Raw genomic sequence first — 19,750 nt, 5'->3', positions numbered from 1 at the left:
CTTTCCTTTCTATCTATAGGCTGGGTTCGAATCAGGCGGAAACGCGAGGGATGGTGTCATCGCTGCGCAGGGTGAAGATCTCGTATCCGGTCTCGGTGACCAGCAAGGTGTGTTCCCACTGGGCCGACAGCTTGCGATCCTTGGTGATGGCAGTCCAGCCATCGCCCAGCACCTTGGTGTCGGCGCGGCCCTGGTTGATCATCGGCTCGATGGTGAAGGTCATGCCCGCCTGCAGCTCCATGCCCGTGCCGGCACGGCCGTAGTGCAGGATCTGCGGTTCTTCGTGGAACACCTTGCCGATGCCATGGCCGCAGAACTCACGCACCACCGAGAAGCCGTTCTTTTGCGCGTGCTTCTGGATCACCTCGCCGATGTCCCCCAGGCGGCAGCCCGGCTTCACCAGTTCGATGGCCATGTACATGCATTCCTGGGTGACCTTCGACAGGCGCTCGGCCCACTCCGGCACGTTGCCGACATGGAACATGCGGCTGGTGTCGCCGTGAAAGCCGTCCTTGATGACGGTGACGTCGATGTTCAGGGTGTCGCCATCCTTCAACGGTTTTTCGTTGGGGATGCCGTGGCAGACCACGTGGTTGATCGAGGTGCAGATCGACTTCGGGAAGCCTTTGTAGTTGAGCGGGGCCGGGATGGCTTTCTGCTCGTTGACGATGTAGTCGTGGCAGATGCGGTCCAGCTCTTCGGTGGTCACGCCGGGCTTGACGTAGTCGGCGATCATCTCCAGCACATCGGCGGCGAGCTTGCCGGCAACACGCATTTTGGCGATGTCCTCGGGGGTCTTGAGGGTAACGGTCATACAGGCTCTCTCTGCGCCCGACGGCGCTGTTCAAAGCGAAATGGGCGGCGGATGATGATTCACGTGGCCCTGAAAGAGGCGATTCTAACAGACGATCAGTACAAAGAGCTCCCCAGCCCGAACTCTGTGGCAAGGGGGGCGAGTGGGAGCAAAGCTTGCTCGCGAAGCAGGCGACTCGATTTCTGAAGGACCGCGTAGCCTTCATCGCGGGCAAGCCTTGCTCCCACATTCCACTCACCGCAGAGGATTTCAGAATCCGTGTTCCGTTTTCGCCCTTGCTGTGGTATAAAATGCGCCGCTTTCCGGGGATGACCCCGTAAGCTTAAATCCACACACGTGTCGACACGATGACCTGGGTGCCTTTGGCTATATAGCCGCTGGTTGGTCATTGGGATACGTGGAGGCCAAACCCGACTTATCAAGGAACTATCATGTCCCAAGTCAACATGCGCGATATGCTGAAGGCCGGTGTGCACTTCGGTCACCAGACCCGTTACTGGAACCCGAAAATGGGCAAGTACATTTTCGGCGCGCGTAACAAGATCCACATCATCAACCTTGAAAAAACCCTGCCGATGTTCAACGAAGCACTGACCTTCGTAGAGCGCCTGGCCCAGGGCAAAAACAAGATTCTGTTCGTCGGCACCAAGCGTTCCGCTGGCAAGATCGTTGCTGAAGAAGCAGCACGTTGCGGTTCGCCGTACGTCGATCACCGCTGGTTGGGCGGCATGCTGACCAACTTCAAGACCATTCGCGCTTCCATCAAGCGTCTGCGTGACCTTGAAGTCCAGTCCGAAGACGGTACTTTCGCCAAGCTGACCAAGAAAGAAGCGCTGATGCGCACTCGCGATCTTGAGAAGCTGGACCGCTCCCTGGGCGGTATCAAGGACATGGGCGGTCTGCCTGACGCACTGTTCGTGATCGACGTTGACCACGAGCGCATCGCGATCACCGAAGCCAACAAGCTGGGTATCCCGGTCATCGGCGTTGTCGATACCAACAGCAGCCCGGAAGGCGTTGACTACATCATCCCAGGCAACGATGACGCCATCCGCGCCATCCAGCTGTACATGGGTTCGATGGCTGACGCTGTTATCCGTGGTCGCAACAACGTGAATGGCGGCACCGAAGTCTTCGCTGAAGAAGCTCCGGCAGCAGCCGCTGAGTAATCGACGCCCCTGGCGTTGACTCAGTAAGCAAAAAGGGGGCTTGGCCCCCTTTTTGCCACCTCGAAAACCATTTGCCGCCAGTGCAGTGATTTGTTTGTAACCTGCCGCGGCCTATAAGCAGTGGTTTTCCAGGAAGAATTGATCGCCCGTTCGATCGGGTGGAATGGTTGAAAACCTATCCAAGAGGATTTTGAAATGGCAGAGATTACTGCAGCGTTGGTCAAAGAACTGCGCGAGCGTACCGGCGAAGGCATGATGGACTGCAAGAAAGCCTTGACCAAGGCTGGCGGCGACATCGAGAAAGCCATTGATGACATGCGTGCTTCGGGCGCCATCAAGGCTGCCAAGAAAGCCGGCAACATTGCCGCTGAAGGCGCCATCGGTATCAAGGATGACGGTAAAGCTGCCGTTATCATCGAAGTCAACTCGCAGACCGACTTCCTGGCCCTGCAAGACGACTTCAAGGCATTCGTTGCCGCCAGCGTCGAAAAAGCATTCGCCGACAAACTGACCGACGCAGCTCCGCTGATCGCCGCTCAGGAATCGGCTCGTGAAGCCCTGGTTGCCAAAGTTGGCGAAAACGTCAACATTCGTCGCCTGGTTCGCATCGAAGGTGATGTTGTCGGTTCCTACCTGCACGGCAACAAGATCGGCGTCGTTGTAGCCCTCAAAGGCGGTAGCGTCGAACTGGCCAAGGACATCGCGATGCACGTTGCTGCCAGCAACCCTGAGTTCCTGCTGCCTTCGGAAGTTTCCGCTGACGCCATCGAGCGCGAAAAAGCCGTGTTCATGCAGCTCAACGAAGACAAGATCAAAGGCAAGCCAGCCGAAATCGTTGAAAAAATGGTTGCCGGTCGTATCACCAAGTTCCTGGCTGAAGCCAGCCTGGTTGAGCAGGCGTTCGTCAAGAACCCTGAAATCAAGGTCGGTGAACTGGCCAAGAAAGGCGGCGCTGAAATCGTTTCCTTCACCTACTTCAAAGTGGGCGAAGGCATCGAGAAGCCAGTAGACAACTTCGCTGAAGAAGTTGCTGCTCAGCTGGCTGCCAGCAAGCAATAAGACAGTTTTTATAACTGTCGCCCAGAAGAGGCTGCCCGCTTAACGCGCGCAGCCTCTTTTTGGATGGGGATGCCGATTTATATTGGTTTCCTGTCGGAACTGGCTTACAAAGCCGTGTCCGATGGCGCTGTGTCAGCGCCAAGCTAGAGTGAACGCAGGCTGTAAACAGCCGCAGAGAATTTTTTGAACACATACGCCGCAGGAGAGATTCGCAATGGCTCAGCAGGGCAGTGGTTATCAGGCTCGCTATAAACGCATTCTACTCAAGCTTAGCGGCGAGGCCCTGATGGGCTCGGAAGAGTTCGGGATCGATCCGAAAGTGCTGGATCGCATGGCCCTGGAAGTCGGGCAACTGGTCGGGATCGGCGTTCAGGTCGGCCTGGTCATCGGCGGCGGCAACCTGTTCCGCGGCGCAGCGCTGAGCGCGGCCGGCATGGATCGGGTCACGGGCGACCACATGGGCATGCTGGCCACTGTGATGAACGCCCTGGCTATGCGTGACGCGCTGGAGCGTGCCAATATCTCGGCCATCGTGATGTCGGCCATTTCCATGGTTGGCGTAACCGATCACTACGACCGCCGCAAAGCCATGCGCCACCTCAATGCCAAGGAAGTGGTTATTTTTGCCGCCGGTACCGGCAATCCGTTCTTCACCACGGATTCGGCCGCCTGCCTGCGAGCGATCGAGATCGATGCCGATGTCGTGCTCAAGGCAACCAAGGTCGATGGTGTGTATACCGCTGACCCGTTCAAAGACCCACATGCCGAGAAGTTCGATCATCTGACCTACGATGAAGTGCTGGATCGCAAACTGGGCGTAATGGACCTCACGGCTATCTGCCTGTGCCGTGACCACAAGATGCCGCTACGTGTCTTTAATATGAACAAGCCCGGTGCCCTGCTGAATATCGTCCATGGCGGCGCCGAAGGAACACTGATCGAGGAAGCGCAACAATGATCGACGACATCAAGAAAGACGCCCAGGCGCGCATGCAAAAATCCCTTGAATCGCTGAGTCACGCATTCGGCCAGATTCGCACCGGCAAGGCTCACCCCAGCATCCTGGGCAGTGTGATGGTGCCTTACTACGGCGCCGATACGCCGTTGAGCAGTGTCGCCAACGTCACGGTCAAGGATTCGCGCACCCTGCAGGTTGTAGCCTTTGAGCGCAACATGCTGGCAGCGGTCGACAAGGCGATCCAGAGCGCCGGGCTGAACCTCAATCCGACCAACCTGGGCGAGTTGTTGCTGATCTCCATGCCTGCCCTCACCGAGGAAACGCGCAAGGGCTTCACCAAGCAGGCGCGCAGCGCTGCCGAAGACGCCCGGGTGGCCGTGCGCAACATTCGTCGCGACGCCTTGGGCGAGCTGAAGAAGCTGGTCAAGGATAAGGAAATCAGCGAAGACGAGGAGCGTCGCGCCGCCGCCGATATCCAGAAGCTGACCGACAAGGCAGAGGCTGATATCGACTCGGCCACCAAGCAAAAAGAAGCGGACCTGATGGCCGTATAAGGGTCTCGCTTTCATGGAAAAGACCAAGCAGGCCGTGCCGTTCGCGGTACCGCGCCATGTGGCGATCATCATGGACGGCAATAACCGCTGGGCCAAGAAACGCTTTATGCCTGGCGTCGCCGGGCACAAGGCGGGGGTTGATGCGGTTCGTGCGGTCATAGAGGTGTGCGCCGAGGCCGGGGTCGAGGTGCTGACCCTGTTCGCCTTCTCCAGTGAGAACTGGCAGCGTCCGGCCGATGAAGTCAGCGCCTTGATGGACCTGTTCCTCAAGGCCCTGCGTCGCGAGGCCAAGCGCCTCAACGAGAACAAGATCAGCCTACGGATCATTGGTGATCGCTCGCGCTTCCATCCTGAATTGCAGGCCGCGATGCGCGAAGCCGAGACCGCGACGGCGGGCCCTGATCGGTTTGTCCTGCAGATCGCCGCCAATTATGGTGGTCAGTGGGACATTGCCCAGGCTGCCCAGCGGCTGGCGCGGGAAGTCCAGGCCGGGCACTTGCGCCCGGAAGACATCACGCCGGAACTGCTGCAGACCTGCCTGGCGACCGGCGACCTGCCGTTGCCGGACCTGTGCATCCGTACCGGTGGCGAGCATCGCATCAGCAATTTCCTGCTCTGGCAGTTGGCCTATGCCGAGTTGTACTTCTCCGACCTGTTCTGGCCGGACTTCAAACACGAAGCCATGCGCACCGCACTGGCCGATTTCGCTTCCCGTCAGCGTCGTTTCGGTAAAACGAGCGAGCAGATCGAAGCTGGAGCCCGGGTTTAATGCTTAAACAACGAATCATCACTGCCTTGATCCTGTTGCCCATCGCCCTGGGTGGTTTCTTCCTGCTCGAAGGCGCCGGTTTTGCGCTGTTCATCGGGCTGGTCGTGACCTTGGGTGCGTGGGAATGGGCGCGGCTGGCGGGTTTTCCTGCGCAGTCGGCGCGGGTGGCCTACGCCGCTGCCGTGGCGGCCATGCTGTTCATCATGTACGTGGTGCCTGGCCTTGCGCCTTGGGTGCTGGGCGCCGCAGTGCTGTGGTGGGCGACAGCGACCTTCCTGGTGCTGACCTACCCGCAGACGACCCATCATTGGGCCAATGCCGCGACCAAGCTGGTCATCGGCCTGTTGATCCTGCTGCCGGCCTGGCAGGGGCTGATCTGGATCAAGCAAGGCCCGCTGGGCAACTGGCAGATCATGGCCGTGATGGTGCTGGTCTGGGGTGCCGACGTCGGCGCCTATTTTTCCGGTAAGGCCTTCGGCAAGCGCAAGCTGGCGCCGAAGGTCAGCCCTGGCAAGAGCTGGGAAGGGGTCTATGGTGGCCTGGCCTTGAGCCTGGTGATCACGACCGTGGTCGGTTTCGTGCGGGACTGGACCGTCGCGCAGCTGTTGATGGGCCTTATTGGCGCCGCCCTGATCGTATTTGTCTCCGTGGTCGGCGACCTGACCGAAAGCATGTTCAAGCGTCAATCGGGCATCAAGGACAGCAGTAACCTGCTGCCCGGCCACGGTGGCGTGCTGGATCGCATCGACAGCCTTACCGCCGCGATCCCGATCTTTGCCGTGCTGTTGTGGATGGCGGCGTCGTGAGTCGCCCCCAGCAGATCACGGTCCTTGGTGCGACCGGTTCGATCGGCCTGAGTACGCTTGACGTCATTGGTCGGCATCCGGAGCGTTACCAGGTGTTCGCCCTCAGTGGCTTCACGCGCATGAGTGAGTTGCTGGCCTTGTGCATACGCCACACGCCGCGGTTTGCCGTGGTGCCTGAGGCCGCCGTGGCGCGGGCGCTGCAGGACGATCTGCGCGTCGCTGGCTTGCAAACCCGTGTGCTGGTGGGGGAGGAGGGCCTCTGCCAAGTGGCGTCCGACCCCGAAGTCGACGCCGTGATGGCGGCAATTGTCGGTGCGGCGGGCTTGCGTCCGACGCTGGCGGCGGTGGAAGCCGGCAAGAAGATCCTGCTGGCCAACAAGGAAGCGCTGGTGATGTCCGGCGCGCTGTTCATGCAGGCTGTGCGCAAAAGCGGTTCGGTGTTGCTGCCCATCGACAGCGAGCACAATGCGATTTTTCAATGCATGCCGCAGGATTTTTCCCGTGGCCTCGGCGCGGTGGGTGTCCGGCGGATTTTGCTGACAGCCTCCGGTGGTCCGTTCCGGCAGACACCGCTGGAAGAATTGGTGCATGTTTCACCTGAGCAGGCTTGTGCGCACCCGAACTGGTCCATGGGGCGCAAGATTTCTGTGGATTCGGCCAGCATGATGAACAAGGGGCTGGAGCTGATCGAGGCCTGCTGGCTGTTCGATGCCAAGCCGTCCCAGGTCGAGGTGGTGATTCATCCCCAGAGCGTGATTCACTCCCTGGTGGACTATGTCGACGGCTCGGTGCTGGCCCAATTGGGCAATCCGGACATGCGCACCCCGATCGCCAATGCCCTGGCCTGGCCGGAGCGCATCGATTCGGGCGTTGCACCGCTGGACCTCTTCGCCATCGCTCGCCTGGACTTCCAGGCGCCCGATGAGCAGCGTTTCCCCTGCCTGCGCCTGGCGCGCCAGGCGGCCGAGGCGGGCAATAGTGCCCCGGCGATGCTTAACGCCGCCAATGAAGTGGCGGTTGCAGCGTTTCTCGATGGACGTGTCCGTTACCTCGAGATCGCGAGTATCATCGAGGAAGTCTTGAATCTCGAGGCCGTGGTTTCGGTCAATGACCTCGATACTGTGTTTACGGCGGATGCCAGGGCTCGTGAATTGGCGGGCCAATGGCTGCAGCGCCACGGGCGTTGAAGCTGCGATACGTTAGCCAGGGTTGCCCTGGACAGGATTGCGGAGAAAACAGATGAGCGCGCTCTATATGATTGTCGGCACCCTGGTTGCGTTGGGGGTGTTGGTCACATTTCACGAATTCGGTCATTTCTGGGTCGCGCGGCGCTGTGGCGTCAAGGTCCTGCGTTTTTCCGTGGGCTTTGGCATGCCTTTGCTGCGCTGGCACGACAAGAAAGGCACCGAGTTCGTCGTCGCGGCCATCCCGCTGGGCGGCTACGTCAAGATGCTCGATGAGCGCGAAGGCGAAGTCCCGGCCGACCAGCTCGATCAATCCTTCAATCGCAAGACCGTCCGTCAGCGTATCGCCATCGTCGCGGCGGGGCCGATTGCCAACTTCCTGCTGGCCATGGTGTTTTTCTGGGGCCTGGCCATGCTGGGCAGCGAGCAGGTGCGTCCGGTCATTGGTGCGGTGGAGTCGGGTAGCGTTGCCGCCCGTGCCGGGCTGGGTGCCGGGCAGGAAATCGTCGCTATCGATGGCGAGCCGACCTCGGGCTGGGCAGCGGTCAATCTACAGCTGGTGCGTCGCCTGGGTGAGAGCGGTTCGTTGCAATTGATGGTGCGCGAGCAGGGCTCCACGGTGGATTCACCTCGCGAACTGGCCTTGGACAACTGGCTCAAGGGCGCCGACGAGCCGGATCCGATCCGGTCGCTGGGGATCCGGCCATGGCGTCCGGCAATGCCGCCGATACTCGCCGAGCTCGATCCGAAAGGCCCGGCCCAGGCCGCTGGCCTGAAGACCGGCGATCGGTTGCTGGCACTCGACGGCCAGCCGGTCAGCGACTGGCAGCAGGTGGTCGATTCGGTTCGTGTACGTCCTGATACTAAAATTGTGCTGCGCATCGAGCGCGACGGTGCTCCAATCGATGTTCCGGTGACCCTGGCCGCCCGTGGTGAGAGCAAGGCACCGACCGGTTACCTGGGGGCGGGCGTCAAGGCTGTCGACTGGCCGCCGGAAATGATTCGCGAGGTCAGTTTTGGCCCTTTGGCGGCGATTGGCGAGGGTGCGCGTCGTACCTGGACCATGAGTGTCCTGACGCTGGACTCGCTCAAGAAAATGTTGTTCGGCGAGCTCTCGGTAAAAAACTTGAGTGGACCGATAACCATTGCTAAAGTGGCGGGCGCTTCTGCCCAGTCGGGCGTCGCTGATTTCCTGAATTTCCTTGCTTATCTGAGCATTAGCCTGGGGGTTCTGAATTTGCTGCCCATCCCGGTACTGGATGGGGGGCATCTGCTGTTTTATCTGATCGAGTGGGCGCGTGGTCGTCCCTTGTCGGATCGGGTGCAGGGTTGGGGGATACAGATCGGTATCAGCTTGGTGGTCGGGGTCATGTTGCTTGCCCTTGTCAACGATCTGGGTCGTCTGTAACGCTTCGCTGAATTGCGAATCTGCCGCATTTTGCGGCAGTTTGTTTATTGCCAGTTGGAATAAGAAAGGACTTCATGAAACGTCTGCTGCTAACTGCGGTTCTCACCGTATTGATGATCGCCGAAGTTCACGCCGAGTCCTTCACTATCTCTGATATTCGCGTCAATGGCCTCCAGCGGGTCTCCGCGGGTAGCGTCTTTGGTGCCTTGCCGTTGAACGTCGGCGAGCAGGCGGATGATCGGCGCCTGGTGGAATCCACGCGTGCGCTGTTCAAGACCGGCTTCTTTCAAGATATCCAACTGGGCCGTGACGGCAATGTCCTGGTCATCACCGTTGTCGAGCGTCCGTCGGTCGCCAGTATCGAGATCGAAGGCAACAAGGCGATCTCCACTGAAGACCTGATGAAGGGCCTCAAGCAATCCGGCCTGGCCGAAGGCGAGATCTTCCAGCGCGCCACCCTCGAAGGTGTGCGTAACGAGCTGCAACGCCAGTACGTTGCCCAGGGCCGCTACTCGGCCACCGTCGACACCGAAGTGGTGCCGCAACCGCGCAACCGCGTCGGCCTGAAGGTCAACATCAACGAAGGCACCGTGGCAGCCATCCAGCACATCAACGTGGTGGGCAACACGGTTTTCCCTGACGAAGACCTGATCGACCTGTTCGAACTCAAGACCACCAACTGGCTGTCGTTCTTCAAGAACGACGACAAGTACGCCCGTGAAAAACTCTCCGGTGACCTGGAGCGCCTGCGTTCCTACTACCTGGACCGCGGCTACATCAACATGGACATCGCCTCGACCCAGGTGTCCATCACACCGGACAAGAAGCACGTCTACATCACCGTCAACGTCAACGAAGGCGAGAAGTACACCGTTCGTGACGTCAAGCTCAGCGGCGACCTGAAAGTGCCTGAAGACCAGGTCAAGTCGCTGCTGCTGGTGCAGAAGGGCCAGGTGTTCTCGCGCAAGCTGATGACCACCACGTCCGAGCTGATCACCCGCCGCCTGGGTAACGAGGGCTACACCTTCGCCAACGTCAACGGCGTGCCACAGCCGCACGATGAAGACCACACCGTCGACATCACCTTCGCCGTGGACCCGGGCAAGCGTGCCTACGTCAACCGCATCAACTTCCGCGGCAACACCAAGTCCGAGGACGAAGTGCTGCGCCGTGAAATGCGCCAGATGGAAGGCGGTTGGGCGTCGACCTACCTGATCGACCAGTCCAAGACCCGCCTGGAGCGCCTGGGCTTCTTCAAGGAAGTCAACGTCGAGACCCCGGCCGTACCGGGCGTCGATGACCAGGTCGATGTGAACTACAGCGTCGAAGAGCAGGCTTCCGGCTCGATCACCGCCAGCGTCGGTTTTGCCCAGAGTGCCGGTTTGATCCTCGGTGGCTCGATCACCCAGAACAACTTCCTGGGTACCGGTAACAAGGTCAGCATCGGCTTGACCCGTAGTGAGTACCAGACCCGCTACAACTTCGGTTATGTGGACCCCTACTGGACCGCTGATGGTGTGAGCCTGGGCTACAACGCCTTCTACCGCACCACCGACTATGACGAGCTCGATTCTGATATCTCCAGCTATGCGGTGGACAGTTTCGGTGTTGGCGCCAACGTGGGTTATCCAATCAGCGAAACCTCGCGCCTGACGTTCGGCCTCACCGCCCAGCAGGACAAGATCAACACCGGTAAGTACACCGTTGACGAGATCTTCGATTTCGTTAACAAGGAAGGCGATAGCTACCTGAACTTCAAGGCGTCTGCCGGTTGGTCCGAGTCGACCCTGAACAAGGGCGTACTGGCGACCCGTGGCCATTCCCAGAGCCTGGTTCTGGAAACGACTACGCCTGGCAGCGACCTGTCGTTCTTCAAGCTCGACTATCGTGGCCAGCTGTTCCAGCCGTTGACCGACAACTACACCATGCGCCTGCACACCGAGCTGGGCTACGGTGACGGTTACGGTTCGACCGATGGCCTGCCGTTCTACGAGAACTACTACGCCGGTGGTTTCAACTCGGTGCGTGGCTTCAAGGACAGCACCCTTGGTCCTCGCAGTACGCCAAGTAAAGGCACCAATCCAGGTACAGTTGCAGACCCAGACCAGGATCCACTGCCATTCGGTGGCAACGTCCTGATCCAGGGTGGCGCCGAAATCCTGTTCCCGATGCCGTTCGTCAAGGACCAACGCTCCCTGCGTACCTCGGTATTCTGGGACGTGGGTAACGTATTCGACTCCTCGTGCAGTGACACCACCAACGCCAACGGTACTAGCTCCAACACCAAGTGTAATGACATCAGCCTGAGCAACATGGCCAGTTCCGTCGGCGTGGGTGTGACCTGGGTCACCGCGCTGGGTCCTTTGAGCTTCGCATTGGCGATGCCGATCAAGAAACCGGATAACGCTGAAACCCAAGTGTTCCAATTCTCCCTCGGCCAGACGTTCTAAGCGTCTGACCCATGACAACGACAATGGATTTTGTAGGAGTACATCGTGCGTAAGTTGACTCAATTGGTTCTCCTGGCGACCGTACTGGTCGCCGGTCCGGCTTTTGCCGACATGAAGATCGCCGTGCTGAATTATCAGATGGCCCTGCTGGAATCCGACGCGGCGAAAAAGTACGCCGTGGATGCGGAGAAGAAATTCGGCCCGCAACTGACCAAGCTCAAGGGCCTGGAAAGCAGCGCCAAGGGCATTCAGGATCGTCTGGTGGCCGGTGGCGACAAGATGGCCCAGGGTGAACGCGAGCGTCTGGAGCTTGAATTCAAGCAAAAGGCCCGTGACTTCCAGTTCCAGTCCAAGGAGCTGAACGAAGCGAAAGCTGTTGCCGACCGCGAAATGCTCAAGCAACTCAAGCCTAAACTCGACAGCGCTGTGGAAGAAGTCATCAAGAAAGGTGGTTTTGACCTGGTGTTCGAGCGTGGCGCAGTGATCGATGTCAAGCCTCAATACGACATCACGCGCCAAGTGATCGAGCGCATGAATCAGCTGAAGTAATCCATGACAGCGACTATCAAGCTCGGCCAGTTGGCCGAGTTCCTCGGCGCCACCCTGCGTGGCGACCCGGAGAAGGCAATTACTGGGCTAGCCACTTTGCAAGAGGCTGGCCCAGCTCAGTTGAGCTTTCTGGCAAATCCTCAGTACCGCAAGTACCTGGCCGACAGCCGGGCGGCCGCGCTGTTGCTCAAGGCCGCGGATGGCGATGGGTTTGCCGGCGATGCCCTGATCGTGCCCGATCCGTACCTGGCGTATGCCCGCATTTCCCATCTGTTCGACCCCAAGCCGAAAGCGGCTGCCGGTATCCATCCCAGCGCAGTGATCGCGGCGGATGCCGTGGTTGACCCCACGGCCAGTGTCGGCCCGTTCGTGGTCATCGAAAGCGCGGCCCGAATCGGAGCTGGCGTCACGTTGGGTGCCCATTGTGTCATTGGCGCGCGCAGCGAGATCGGTGAAGGCGGTTGGCTGGCACCACGGGTCACCCTGTATCACGATGTGCGCATCGGCAAGCGGGTCGTGATTCAGTCCGGCGCGGTGCTGGGCGGCGAAGGGTTCGGTTTTGCCAACGAGAAGGGCATCTGGCAGAAAATTGCCCAGATCGGCGGCGTCACCATTGGTGATGACGTGGAGATTGGCGTCAACACCGCGATCGACCGCGGTGCCCTGGCCGACACGGTCATCGGCAATGGCGTCAAGCTCGACAACCAGATCCAGATCGCCCACAACGTCCAGGTCGGTGACCACACCGCCATGGCCGCCTGCGTGGGCATCTCCGGCAGCACCAAGATCGGCAAGCACTGCATGCTCGCCGGTGGCGTGGGGCTGGTGGGCCATATCGATATCTGTGACAACGTGTTCCTGACCGGGATGACCATGGTGACCCACTCGATTACCGAGCCAGGTGCCTATTCTTCCGGTACGGCCATGCAGCCGGCAGCCGAATGGCGCAAGAGCGCGGCGCGTATCCGCCAGCTCGACGACATCGCGCGGCGCCTCAAGCAGGTGGAAAAGCGTGTAGGGGACGTGACCCCTGGCGGTAATGCTTCATCAGATGGCTGATACCATTTCCATATCAAGTGTGCACAGCCGTTAGGGCTTCTTGATTTGCTAGCGGAGTGCGCGTCACTCGTGCGCTTCCAATCTTTACATAGGCTTCCCCCCGAAATGATGGACATCAACGAGATTCGCGAATACCTGCCTCACCGTTACCCGTTCCTGCTGGTGGATCGGGTGGTGGACCTGGACGTTGAAGGCAAGCGCATTCGTGCCTACAAGAATGTCAGCATCAACGAGCCGTTCTTCAATGGTCACTTCCCCGCGCATCCAATCATGCCGGGCGTATTGATCATCGAAGCGATGGCTCAGGCTGCCGGGATCCTTGGTTTCAAAATGCTCGACGTAAAACCTGCCGACGGCACGCTCTATTACTTCGTCGGTTCCGACAAGCTGCGTTTCCGCCAGCCGGTCACTCCGGGCGATCAGTTGATCCTCGAAGCCAAGTTCATCAGTTGCAAGCGCCAGATCTGGAAATTCGAATGCCAGGCTTCGGTCGACGGCAAGCCAGTCTGCTCCGCTGAAATCATCTGTGCGGAACGCAAACTATGAGTTTGATTGACCCTCGCGCAATCATCGATCCGACGGCCGTTTTGGCCGCCGATGTCGAGGTCGGCCCGTGGTCGATTGTCGGCGCAGGTGTGGAAATCGGCGAGGGTACGGTGATCGGTCCCCACGTAATTCTCAAGGGACCGACCCGGATTGGTCGGCACAATCGCATTTACCAGTTTTCTTCGGTAGGCGAGGACACGCCCGATCTCAAGTACAAAGGTGAAGAAACCCGTCTGGTCATTGGCGATCACAACGTGATCCGCGAAGGCGTGACGATTCACCGTGGCACCGTTCAGGATCGTTCCGAAACGACCTTGGGCGACCACAACCTGATCATGGCCTACGCGCACATCGGCCATGACAGCGTGATTGGCAACCATTGCATCCTGGTCAACAACACCGCGCTGGCCGGCCATGTGCACGTGGACGATTGGGCGATCCTGTCCGGGTTCACCCTGGTGCACCAGTATTGCCATATCGGCGCCCACAGCTTCTCTGGCATGGGCACTGCCATCGGCAAGGACGTCCCGGCCTATGTCACGGTGTTCGGCAACCCGGCCGAAGCCCGCAGCATGAACTTCGAAGGCATGCGCCGTCGTGGTTTCAGCGAAGAGGCGATTACGGCGCTGCGTCGCGCCTATAAGGTCGTGTATCGCCAGGGCCTGACGGTCGAGCAAGCACTCGCCGAATTGGCCGAGGCTTCGGCGCAACACCCGGAAGTCGCGATCTTCCGTGACTCCATCCAGTCTTCGACCCGCGGCATCACTCGCTGACCATGGCTAATTTGCGTATTGCACTGGTGGCGGGAGAGGCTTCCGGTGACATTCTGGGCGCCGGTTTGATGCGCGCGCTCAAGGTGCAACATCCCGCTGTCGAATTCATCGGTGTTGGCGGGCCGTTGATGGAGGCCGAGGGTCTGGTGTCCTATTTCCCGATGGAACGCCTGTCGGTGATGGGCCTGGTGGAAGTGCTCGGGCGCCTGCGCGAGCTGCTGGCCCGGCGCAAGAAGCTGATCCAGACCCTGATTAACGAAAAACCGGATGTGTTCATCGGCATCGATGCGCCGGATTTCACCCTCAATATCGAACTCAAGTTACGTCAGGCCGGTATCAAGACCGTGCATTACGTCAGCCCGTCGGTCTGGGCCTGGCGGCAGAAGCGGGTGCTCAAGATTCGCGAGGGTTGCGACCTGATGCTGACGCTGCTGCCGTTCGAAGCCCGGTTCTACGAAGAGAAGGGCGTGCCGGTGCGGTTTGTCGGGCACACTCTGGCCGATACCATTCCCCTGGAAGCCGACCGCGACGCGGCCCGCCAGGCATTGGGCTTGCCCGAGGGGCCGTTGGTGGCCTTGATGCCCGGTAGCCGAGGTGGCGAAGTGAGTCGCCTGGGTGGCCTGTTTTTTGATGCTGCCGAACGCCTTCGGGCGCTGCGCCCCGGTGTACGTTTTGTCCTGCCGTGTGCCAGTGCGCAGCGTCGCGCCCAGTTGGAAGCGCTGCTGGTCGGCCGCGATTTGCCTATAACGCTGCTTGACGGTCGTTCCCATGAAGCATTGGCGGCCTGCGATGCGGTGTTGATTGCCTCCGGCACTGCTACCCTTGAGGCACTGTTGTATAAACGCCCGATGGTGGTCGCCTATCGCCTGGCGCCGCTGACGTTCTGGATTCTCAAGCGCATGGTCAAGAGTCCCTACGTGTCCTTGCCGAACCTGTTGGCCCAACGCTTGTTGGTGCCGGAGCTGTTGCAGGACGAGGCGACCGCCGAGGCGCTGGCCACCACGCTGTCGCCCTTGATCGACGGCGGCGAGGAACAGACCCGGGGCTTTGATGAAATCCATCGTACCTTGCGTCGTGATGCTTCCAACCAGGCCGCGGACGCGGTACTGACCCTGATTGGCGCAAAACCATGAGCAACCCAAAGCTACAGATGGGCCTGGATTTCAACCTGGTCGCCGAAGTGGAAGAACTGGTGGCCGGTGTCGATGAAGTGGGGCGTGGCCCGTTGTGCGGCGCGGTTGTGACGGCGGCGGTGATTCTCGACCCGAACCGGCCGATCCTGGGCCTCAACGATTCGAAGAAACTCACTGAAGCCCGTCGCGAAAAGCTCTACGACGAGATCTGCGAGAAAGCCCTGAGCTGGTGCATCGCCCGGGCCGAAGTCGAAGAAATCGATGAACTCAATATCCTGCACGCCACCATGCTTGCCATGCAGCGTGCCGTGCAGGGCCTGCACATCACGCCGAAACTGGCGATGATCGATGGCAATCGCTGCCCGAAACTGTCTATGCGCGCCGAAGCGGTGATCCAGGGCGACGGCAAGGTGCCGGCCATCGCGGCAGCCTCGATCCTGGCAAAGGTCAGCCGTGACCGGGAAATGAGCGCTTTCGAGTTGATCTACCCAGGCTACGGCATCGGCAGCCACAAGGGCTACCCGACTCCCGTTCATCTCGAAGCCCTGGCGCGCCTTGGGCCAACGCCGATTCATCGGCGTTCGTTCGCCCCGGTGCGGCTGGCTTATGAAGCTCGTGATGGCTTGATTGTGAATAATCAGATTACGGTTTCTTGATGTCGGCTTTTGTGGCGAGGGGATTTATCCCCGCTGGGGCGCGAAGCGGCCCTTTAGCTGACAACTCGATGCCTGATGGGCTTTGGGGCTGCTTCGCAGCCCAGCGGGGATAAATCCCCTCGCCACAAAAGTAATGTGCACATTCGCTTGGCAGGGTGCTCATGGCTGATGTTTTACCCAAGGCCCGGTACAATCCGGGCCTTGTTGTTTTCATGACTTAACGCAGGATCACTATGCCGGCTTCATTCGTTCATCTACGCCTGCACACTGAATACTCCCTGGTCGACGGTCTGGTGCGGATCAAGCCCCTGGTCAAGACCCTGGTGGGCATGAACATGCCTGCCGTGGCGGTCACCGACCAGAACAACATGTGTTCGCTGGTCAAGTTCTACAAGGCCGCCATGGGCGCCGGGATCAAGCCGATCTGTGGCGCCGACCTATGGCTGTCGAACAAGGACCCGGACGCCCCGCTGAGCCGTATCAGCCTGTTGGTGATGAACGCCCTGGGTTATCGCAACCTCACCGAGCTGATCTCCCGTGGTTTTATCGACGGCCAGCGCAACGGCTCGATCATCATCGAGCGCGAGTGGGTAGCCGAGGCCAGCGAAGGGCTGATCATGCTGTCGGCGGCCAAGGAAGGTGAAATCGGCCTGGCCCTGCTCAGCGGCAACCCTGAAGAAGCCGAGACGCTGGCCCGCGACTGGATGGCGGTGTTCCCGGATCGCTTCTACATCGAAGTGCAGCGCACCAACCGTCCCAATGACGAAGAGCACCTGCACGCCGCCGTCGCCCTGGCCGACAAGATCGGCGCGCCGCTGGTGGCGACCAACGATGTGCGTTTTATCAAGCAGGAAGATTTCGAAGCCCACGAGACCCGCGTCTGCATCGGTGAGGGCCGTGCCCTCGACGATCCGCGGCGGTCGAAGAACTACAGCAACCAGCAATACCTCAAGAGCGCCGAGGAAATGGCCGAGTTGTTCAGCGACCTGCCCGAGGCGCTGGAAAACACGGTCGAGATCGCCAAGCGCTGCAACATCGAAGTGAAGCTGGGCAAGCACTTCCTGCCCAACTTCCCGATCCCCGATGGCATGACCATCGACGAATATTTTCGCAAGGTGTCTTTTGATGGCCTGGAGGATCGCCTCAGCGTCCTGCTGCCCAAGGACACCACCGAAGATTACGAAGCCAAGCGCCAGGTCTATGTCGATCGGTTGAATTTCGAGCTGGATATCATCATCCAGATGGGCTTTCCCGGTTACTTCCTGATCGTGATGGACTTTATCCAGTGGGCCAAGAACAACGGCGTGCCGGTGGGCCCTGGCCGTGGATCGGGTGCCGGGTCGCTGGTGGCCTATGTGCAGAAGATCACCGACCTCGACCCGCTGGAATACGACCTGCTGTTCGAACGTTTCCTCAACCCGGAACGGGTCTCCATGCCCGACTTCGACGTCGACTTCTGCATGGACGGTCGCGACCGGGTGATCGACTACGTGGCCGAGAAGTACGGTCGCAACGCGGTGAGCCAGATCATCACCTTCGGTTCCATGGCCGCCAAGGCGGTGGTGCGTGACGTGGCGCGGGTGCAGGGCAAGTCCTACGGCTTGGCGGATCGTCTGTCGAAGATGATTCCGTTCGAAGTCGGCATGACCCTGGAGAAGGCCTACGAGCAGGAAGAAATCCTGCGGGACTTCATCAAGGTCGACGAAGAGGCCGCGGAAATCTGGGAGATGGCCCGCAAGCTCGAAGGCGTGGTGCGTAACGTCGGCAAGCACGCCGGGGGCGTGGTGATCGCGCCGACCAAACTGACTGACTTCTCGCCGATCTATTGCGATGAAGAGGGCGACGGCCTGGTGACCCAGTTCGACAAGGATGACGTCGAGGCGGCGGGCCTGGTGAAGTTCGACTTCCTCGGCCTGCGCACCCTGACGATCATCGACTGGGCGCTGAAAACCATCAACCGTGACCGGGCCAAGGTCGGCGAAGAGCCGCTGGACATTGCCTTCATCCCGCTGGATGACAAGCCGACCTACAGCCTGCTGCAAAAAGCCGAAACCACGGCGGTGTTCCAGCTTGAATCCCGGGGCATGAAGGAGCTGATCAAAAAGCTCAAGCCCGACTGCCTGGAAGACCTGATCGCACTGGTGGCCTTGTTCCGCCCAGGCCCTTTGCAATCGGGCATGGTGGATGACTTCATCAACCGTAAGCACGGCCGCGCCGAGCTGGCATACCCGCACTCGGATTATCAGTACGAAGGCTTGAAACCGGTGCTGGCACCGACCTACGGCATCATCCTGTATCAGGAACAGGTGATGCAGATTGCCCAGGTCATGGCCGGTTATACCCTCGGTGGCGCGGACATGCTGCGTCGAGCGATGGGTAAGAAAAAGCCCGAGGAAATGGCCAAGCAACGCGGCGGTTTCATTGAGGGTTGCGCGACCAACGGCATCGACCCGGACCTGGCCGGTAACATTTTCGACCTGGTGGAAAAATTCGCCGGCTACGGCTTCAACAAATCCCACTCCGCCGCCTATGGCCTGGTGTCGTACCAGACCGCGTGGCTGAAGGCACACTACCCGGCGCCGTTCATGGCCGCGGTACTGTCGGCGGATATGCACAACACCGACAAGGTCGTGACCTTGATCGAAGAAGTGCGGACCATGAAGCTGCGCCTCGACGCACCGGACGTGAACGCTTCGGAGTTCAAGTTCACGGTGAACGACGAAGGCCGCATCATTTACGGCCTGGGCGCGATCAAGGGCGTGGGCGAGGGGCCGGTGGAGGCCATCACCGAAGCGCGCCAGGACGGGCCGTTCAAGGACCTGTTCGATTTCTGCGCGCGGGTTGACCTCAAGCGTATCAACAAGCGCACCCTTGACGGTTTGATCCGCAGTGGCGCGTTGGACCGCTTGGGCCCTTACTTCCAGGATGAGCCCAAGGCCTACCAGGCCAACATCGACCGCAACCGCGCGGTGTTGCTGGCGGCGATGGAGGAGGCGATCAAGGCCGCCGAACAGACCGCCCGTACCCATGACAGCGGCCACGCCGACCTGTTCGGCGGGCTGTTCGTCGAAGAAGACGCCGATGTCTACGGCAACCATCGCAAGGCCAAGGAGCTGACCCTCAAGGAACGCCTCAAGGGTGAGAAAGACACCTTGGGCCTGTACCTCACCGGTCACCCGATCGACGAATACGAAGGCGAGATCCGCCGCTTCGCCCGTCAGCGCATCATCGACCTCAAGCCGGCGCGCGATACGCAAACCGTCGCTGGCATGATCATCGCCCTGCGGGTGATGAAGAACAAAAAGGGCGACAAGATGGGTTTCATCACCCTCGACGACCGCTCCGGGCGCATCGAGGCCTCATTGTTCGCCGATGCGTTCCACTCGGCGCAGTCGCTGTTGCAGACCGATGCGATGGTGGTGGTGGAAGGCGAGGTCAGCAACGATGACTTTTCCGGTGGCCTGCGCCTGCGGGTCAAGCGAGTGATGAGCATGGAGGATGCCCGTACCAACCTGGCCGAAAGCCTGCGCCTGAAGTTGCAGACCCAGGACCTCAAGGGCGATCAGCTACGCTGGTTGGGCGAATTGTTCAAGCGCCATCGCGGTGCCTGCCCGATCACCATGGAGTACGTACGCCCTGACGCCAAGGCTGTGTTGCAGTTCGGCGAAGGCTGGCGAATCGATCCGGCGGATGCGTTGATTCAAGCCTTGCGTGACCAGTTCGGCAAAGACAACGTCTTCCTCCAATACCGTTGACGGCCAGGGGCCATTCTTGAAACCGGAATGCCCCTGATCTCGACCCGAATTTTTAATCTCGACCTGAACGCGCCTCTCCCTTAAGGTAGGCGCGAATAGACAACCGGC

General features: G+C 60.0%; 17 protein-coding genes. 16 read left to right on the top strand and 1 reads right to left on the bottom strand.

What is annotated here, in order from left to right; translation table 11 throughout:
• Nucleotides 1-31: 31 nt before the first annotated feature.
• The gene (map, locus tag LQ215_RS19515) at nt 32-814 is read right to left on the bottom strand and encodes a type I methionyl aminopeptidase (protein ID WP_057448350.1); all 783 of its coding nucleotides are present in this window, start codon (nt 812-814) and stop codon (nt 32-34) included.
• 431 nt (nt 815-1,245) lie between these two features.
• On the opposite strand from map, the gene rpsB reads away from it, so the two are divergent.
• From rpsB to dnaE, 16 genes are all read left to right on the top strand, one after another.
• Nucleotides 1,246-1,983, top strand: coding sequence for a 30S ribosomal protein S2 (gene rpsB, locus LQ215_RS19510; protein ID WP_003198231.1), 738 nt, complete (start codon nt 1,246-1,248; stop codon nt 1,981-1,983).
• 195 nt (nt 1,984-2,178) lie between these two features.
• On the top strand, nt 2,179-3,042 hold the full coding sequence (gene tsf / locus LQ215_RS19505; RefSeq protein ID WP_230152154.1) for a translation elongation factor Ts: 864 nt from the start codon (nt 2,179-2,181) through the stop codon (nt 3,040-3,042).
• A gap of 214 nt (nt 3,043-3,256) precedes the next feature.
• Nucleotides 3,257-4,000, top strand: coding sequence for a UMP kinase (gene pyrH / locus LQ215_RS19500; protein ID WP_003184915.1), 744 nt, complete (start codon nt 3,257-3,259; stop codon nt 3,998-4,000).
• Complete coding sequence (gene frr, locus LQ215_RS19495) at nt 3,997-4,554, top strand: ribosome recycling factor (protein ID WP_230152153.1); 558 nt, start codon at nt 3,997-3,999, stop codon at nt 4,552-4,554. Before pyrH ends, frr begins: the two co-directional genes overlap by 4 nt.
• Before the next feature lie 13 nt (nt 4,555-4,567).
• Nucleotides 4,568-5,323 carry a polyprenyl diphosphate synthase gene (gene uppS / locus LQ215_RS19490; RefSeq protein WP_230152152.1) on the top strand — a complete coding sequence of 252 codons (756 nt, stop codon included), beginning with the start codon at nt 4,568-4,570 and terminating at the stop codon, nt 5,321-5,323.
• On the top strand, nt 5,323-6,129 hold the full coding sequence (locus LQ215_RS19485) for a phosphatidate cytidylyltransferase (protein ID WP_230152151.1): 807 nt from the start codon (nt 5,323-5,325) through the stop codon (nt 6,127-6,129). The genes uppS and LQ215_RS19485 overlap by 1 nt, the downstream gene beginning before the upstream one ends.
• Nucleotides 6,126-7,316, top strand: coding sequence for a 1-deoxy-D-xylulose-5-phosphate reductoisomerase (gene ispC, locus LQ215_RS19480; protein WP_230152150.1), 1,191 nt, complete (start codon nt 6,126-6,128; stop codon nt 7,314-7,316). Before LQ215_RS19485 ends, ispC begins: the two co-directional genes overlap by 4 nt.
• A 52-nt stretch (nt 7,317-7,368) precedes the next feature.
• A complete protein-coding gene (rseP, locus tag LQ215_RS19475; protein WP_230152148.1) occupies nt 7,369-8,721 on the top strand; it encodes a sigma E protease regulator RseP in 1,353 nt (450 codons plus the stop codon).
• Nucleotides 8,722-8,795: 74 nt separating this feature from the next.
• Nucleotides 8,796-11,171: an outer membrane protein assembly factor BamA gene (bamA, locus tag LQ215_RS19470; protein WP_230152147.1), complete on the top strand. Its 2,376-nt coding sequence runs from the start codon at nt 8,796-8,798 to the stop codon at nt 11,169-11,171.
• Nucleotides 11,172-11,216: 45 nt separating this feature from the next.
• Nucleotides 11,217-11,720, top strand: a complete 504-nt coding sequence (locus LQ215_RS19465) for an OmpH family outer membrane protein (RefSeq protein ID WP_003184901.1) — start codon at nt 11,217-11,219, stop codon at nt 11,718-11,720.
• Between the two features lie 3 nt (nt 11,721-11,723).
• Nucleotides 11,724-12,779 carry a UDP-3-O-(3-hydroxymyristoyl)glucosamine N-acyltransferase gene (gene lpxD / locus LQ215_RS19460; protein WP_230152146.1) on the top strand — a complete coding sequence of 352 codons (1,056 nt, stop codon included), beginning with the start codon at nt 11,724-11,726 and terminating at the stop codon, nt 12,777-12,779.
• A 105-nt stretch (nt 12,780-12,884) separates the two neighbouring features.
• Nucleotides 12,885-13,325, top strand: a complete 441-nt coding sequence (fabZ, locus tag LQ215_RS19455) for a 3-hydroxyacyl-ACP dehydratase FabZ (protein ID WP_003184897.1) — start codon at nt 12,885-12,887, stop codon at nt 13,323-13,325.
• Complete coding sequence (gene lpxA, locus LQ215_RS19450; RefSeq protein WP_003198252.1) at nt 13,322-14,098, top strand: acyl-ACP--UDP-N-acetylglucosamine O-acyltransferase; 777 nt, start codon at nt 13,322-13,324, stop codon at nt 14,096-14,098. Before fabZ ends, lpxA begins: the two co-directional genes overlap by 4 nt.
• A 2-nt stretch (nt 14,099-14,100) precedes the next feature.
• Entirely contained in the window at nt 14,101-15,231 is a 1,131-nt protein-coding gene (gene lpxB, locus LQ215_RS19445) for a lipid-A-disaccharide synthase (protein ID WP_230152144.1), read from the top strand.
• Complete coding sequence (gene rnhB, locus LQ215_RS19440; protein WP_230152143.1) at nt 15,228-15,887, top strand: ribonuclease HII; 660 nt, start codon at nt 15,228-15,230, stop codon at nt 15,885-15,887. The genes lpxB and rnhB overlap by 4 nt, the downstream gene beginning before the upstream one ends.
• Before the next feature lie 233 nt (nt 15,888-16,120).
• Nucleotides 16,121-19,642, top strand: a complete 3,522-nt coding sequence (gene dnaE, locus LQ215_RS19435) for a DNA polymerase III subunit alpha (protein WP_230152142.1) — start codon at nt 16,121-16,123, stop codon at nt 19,640-19,642.
• Nucleotides 19,643-19,750 lie beyond the last annotated feature (108 nt).

This window comes from Pseudomonas brassicacearum (assembly GCF_918698105.1).
In the GTDB taxonomy this organism is placed as follows: Bacteria; Pseudomonadota; Gammaproteobacteria; order Pseudomonadales; family Pseudomonadaceae; genus Aquipseudomonas; species Aquipseudomonas brassicacearum_F.
Note: the sequence above shows the minus strand (reverse complement) of the source record. Positions and strands in the feature narration are given on the sequence as shown.

Bases quoted from the DNA above. Each gene is read 5' to 3' on its own strand.
- map (WP_057448350.1), bottom strand. From the start codon at position 814: ATGACCGTTACCCTCAAGACCCCCGAGGACATCGCCAAAATGCGTGTT.
- rpsB (WP_003198231.1), top strand. From the start codon at position 1,246: ATGTCCCAAGTCAACATGCGCGATATGCTGAAGGCCGGTGTGCACTTC.
- tsf (WP_230152154.1), top strand. From the start codon at position 2,179: ATGGCAGAGATTACTGCAGCGTTGGTCAAAGAACTGCGCGAGCGTACC.
- pyrH (WP_003184915.1), top strand. From the start codon at position 3,257: ATGGCTCAGCAGGGCAGTGGTTATCAGGCTCGCTATAAACGCATTCTA.
- frr (WP_230152153.1), top strand. From the start codon at position 3,997: ATGATCGACGACATCAAGAAAGACGCCCAGGCGCGCATGCAAAAATCC.
- uppS (WP_230152152.1), top strand. From the start codon at position 4,568: ATGGAAAAGACCAAGCAGGCCGTGCCGTTCGCGGTACCGCGCCATGTG.
- LQ215_RS19485 (WP_230152151.1), top strand. From the start codon at position 5,323: ATGCTTAAACAACGAATCATCACTGCCTTGATCCTGTTGCCCATCGCC.
- rseP (WP_230152148.1), top strand. From the start codon at position 7,369: ATGAGCGCGCTCTATATGATTGTCGGCACCCTGGTTGCGTTGGGGGTG.
- bamA (WP_230152147.1), top strand. From the start codon at position 8,796: ATGAAACGTCTGCTGCTAACTGCGGTTCTCACCGTATTGATGATCGCC.
- lpxD (WP_230152146.1), top strand. From the start codon at position 11,724: ATGACAGCGACTATCAAGCTCGGCCAGTTGGCCGAGTTCCTCGGCGCC.
- fabZ (WP_003184897.1), top strand. From the start codon at position 12,885: ATGATGGACATCAACGAGATTCGCGAATACCTGCCTCACCGTTACCCG.
- lpxA (WP_003198252.1), top strand. From the start codon at position 13,322: ATGAGTTTGATTGACCCTCGCGCAATCATCGATCCGACGGCCGTTTTG.
- lpxB (WP_230152144.1), top strand. From the start codon at position 14,101: ATGGCTAATTTGCGTATTGCACTGGTGGCGGGAGAGGCTTCCGGTGAC.
- rnhB (WP_230152143.1), top strand. From the start codon at position 15,228: ATGAGCAACCCAAAGCTACAGATGGGCCTGGATTTCAACCTGGTCGCC.
- dnaE (WP_230152142.1), top strand. From the start codon at position 16,121: ATGCCGGCTTCATTCGTTCATCTACGCCTGCACACTGAATACTCCCTG.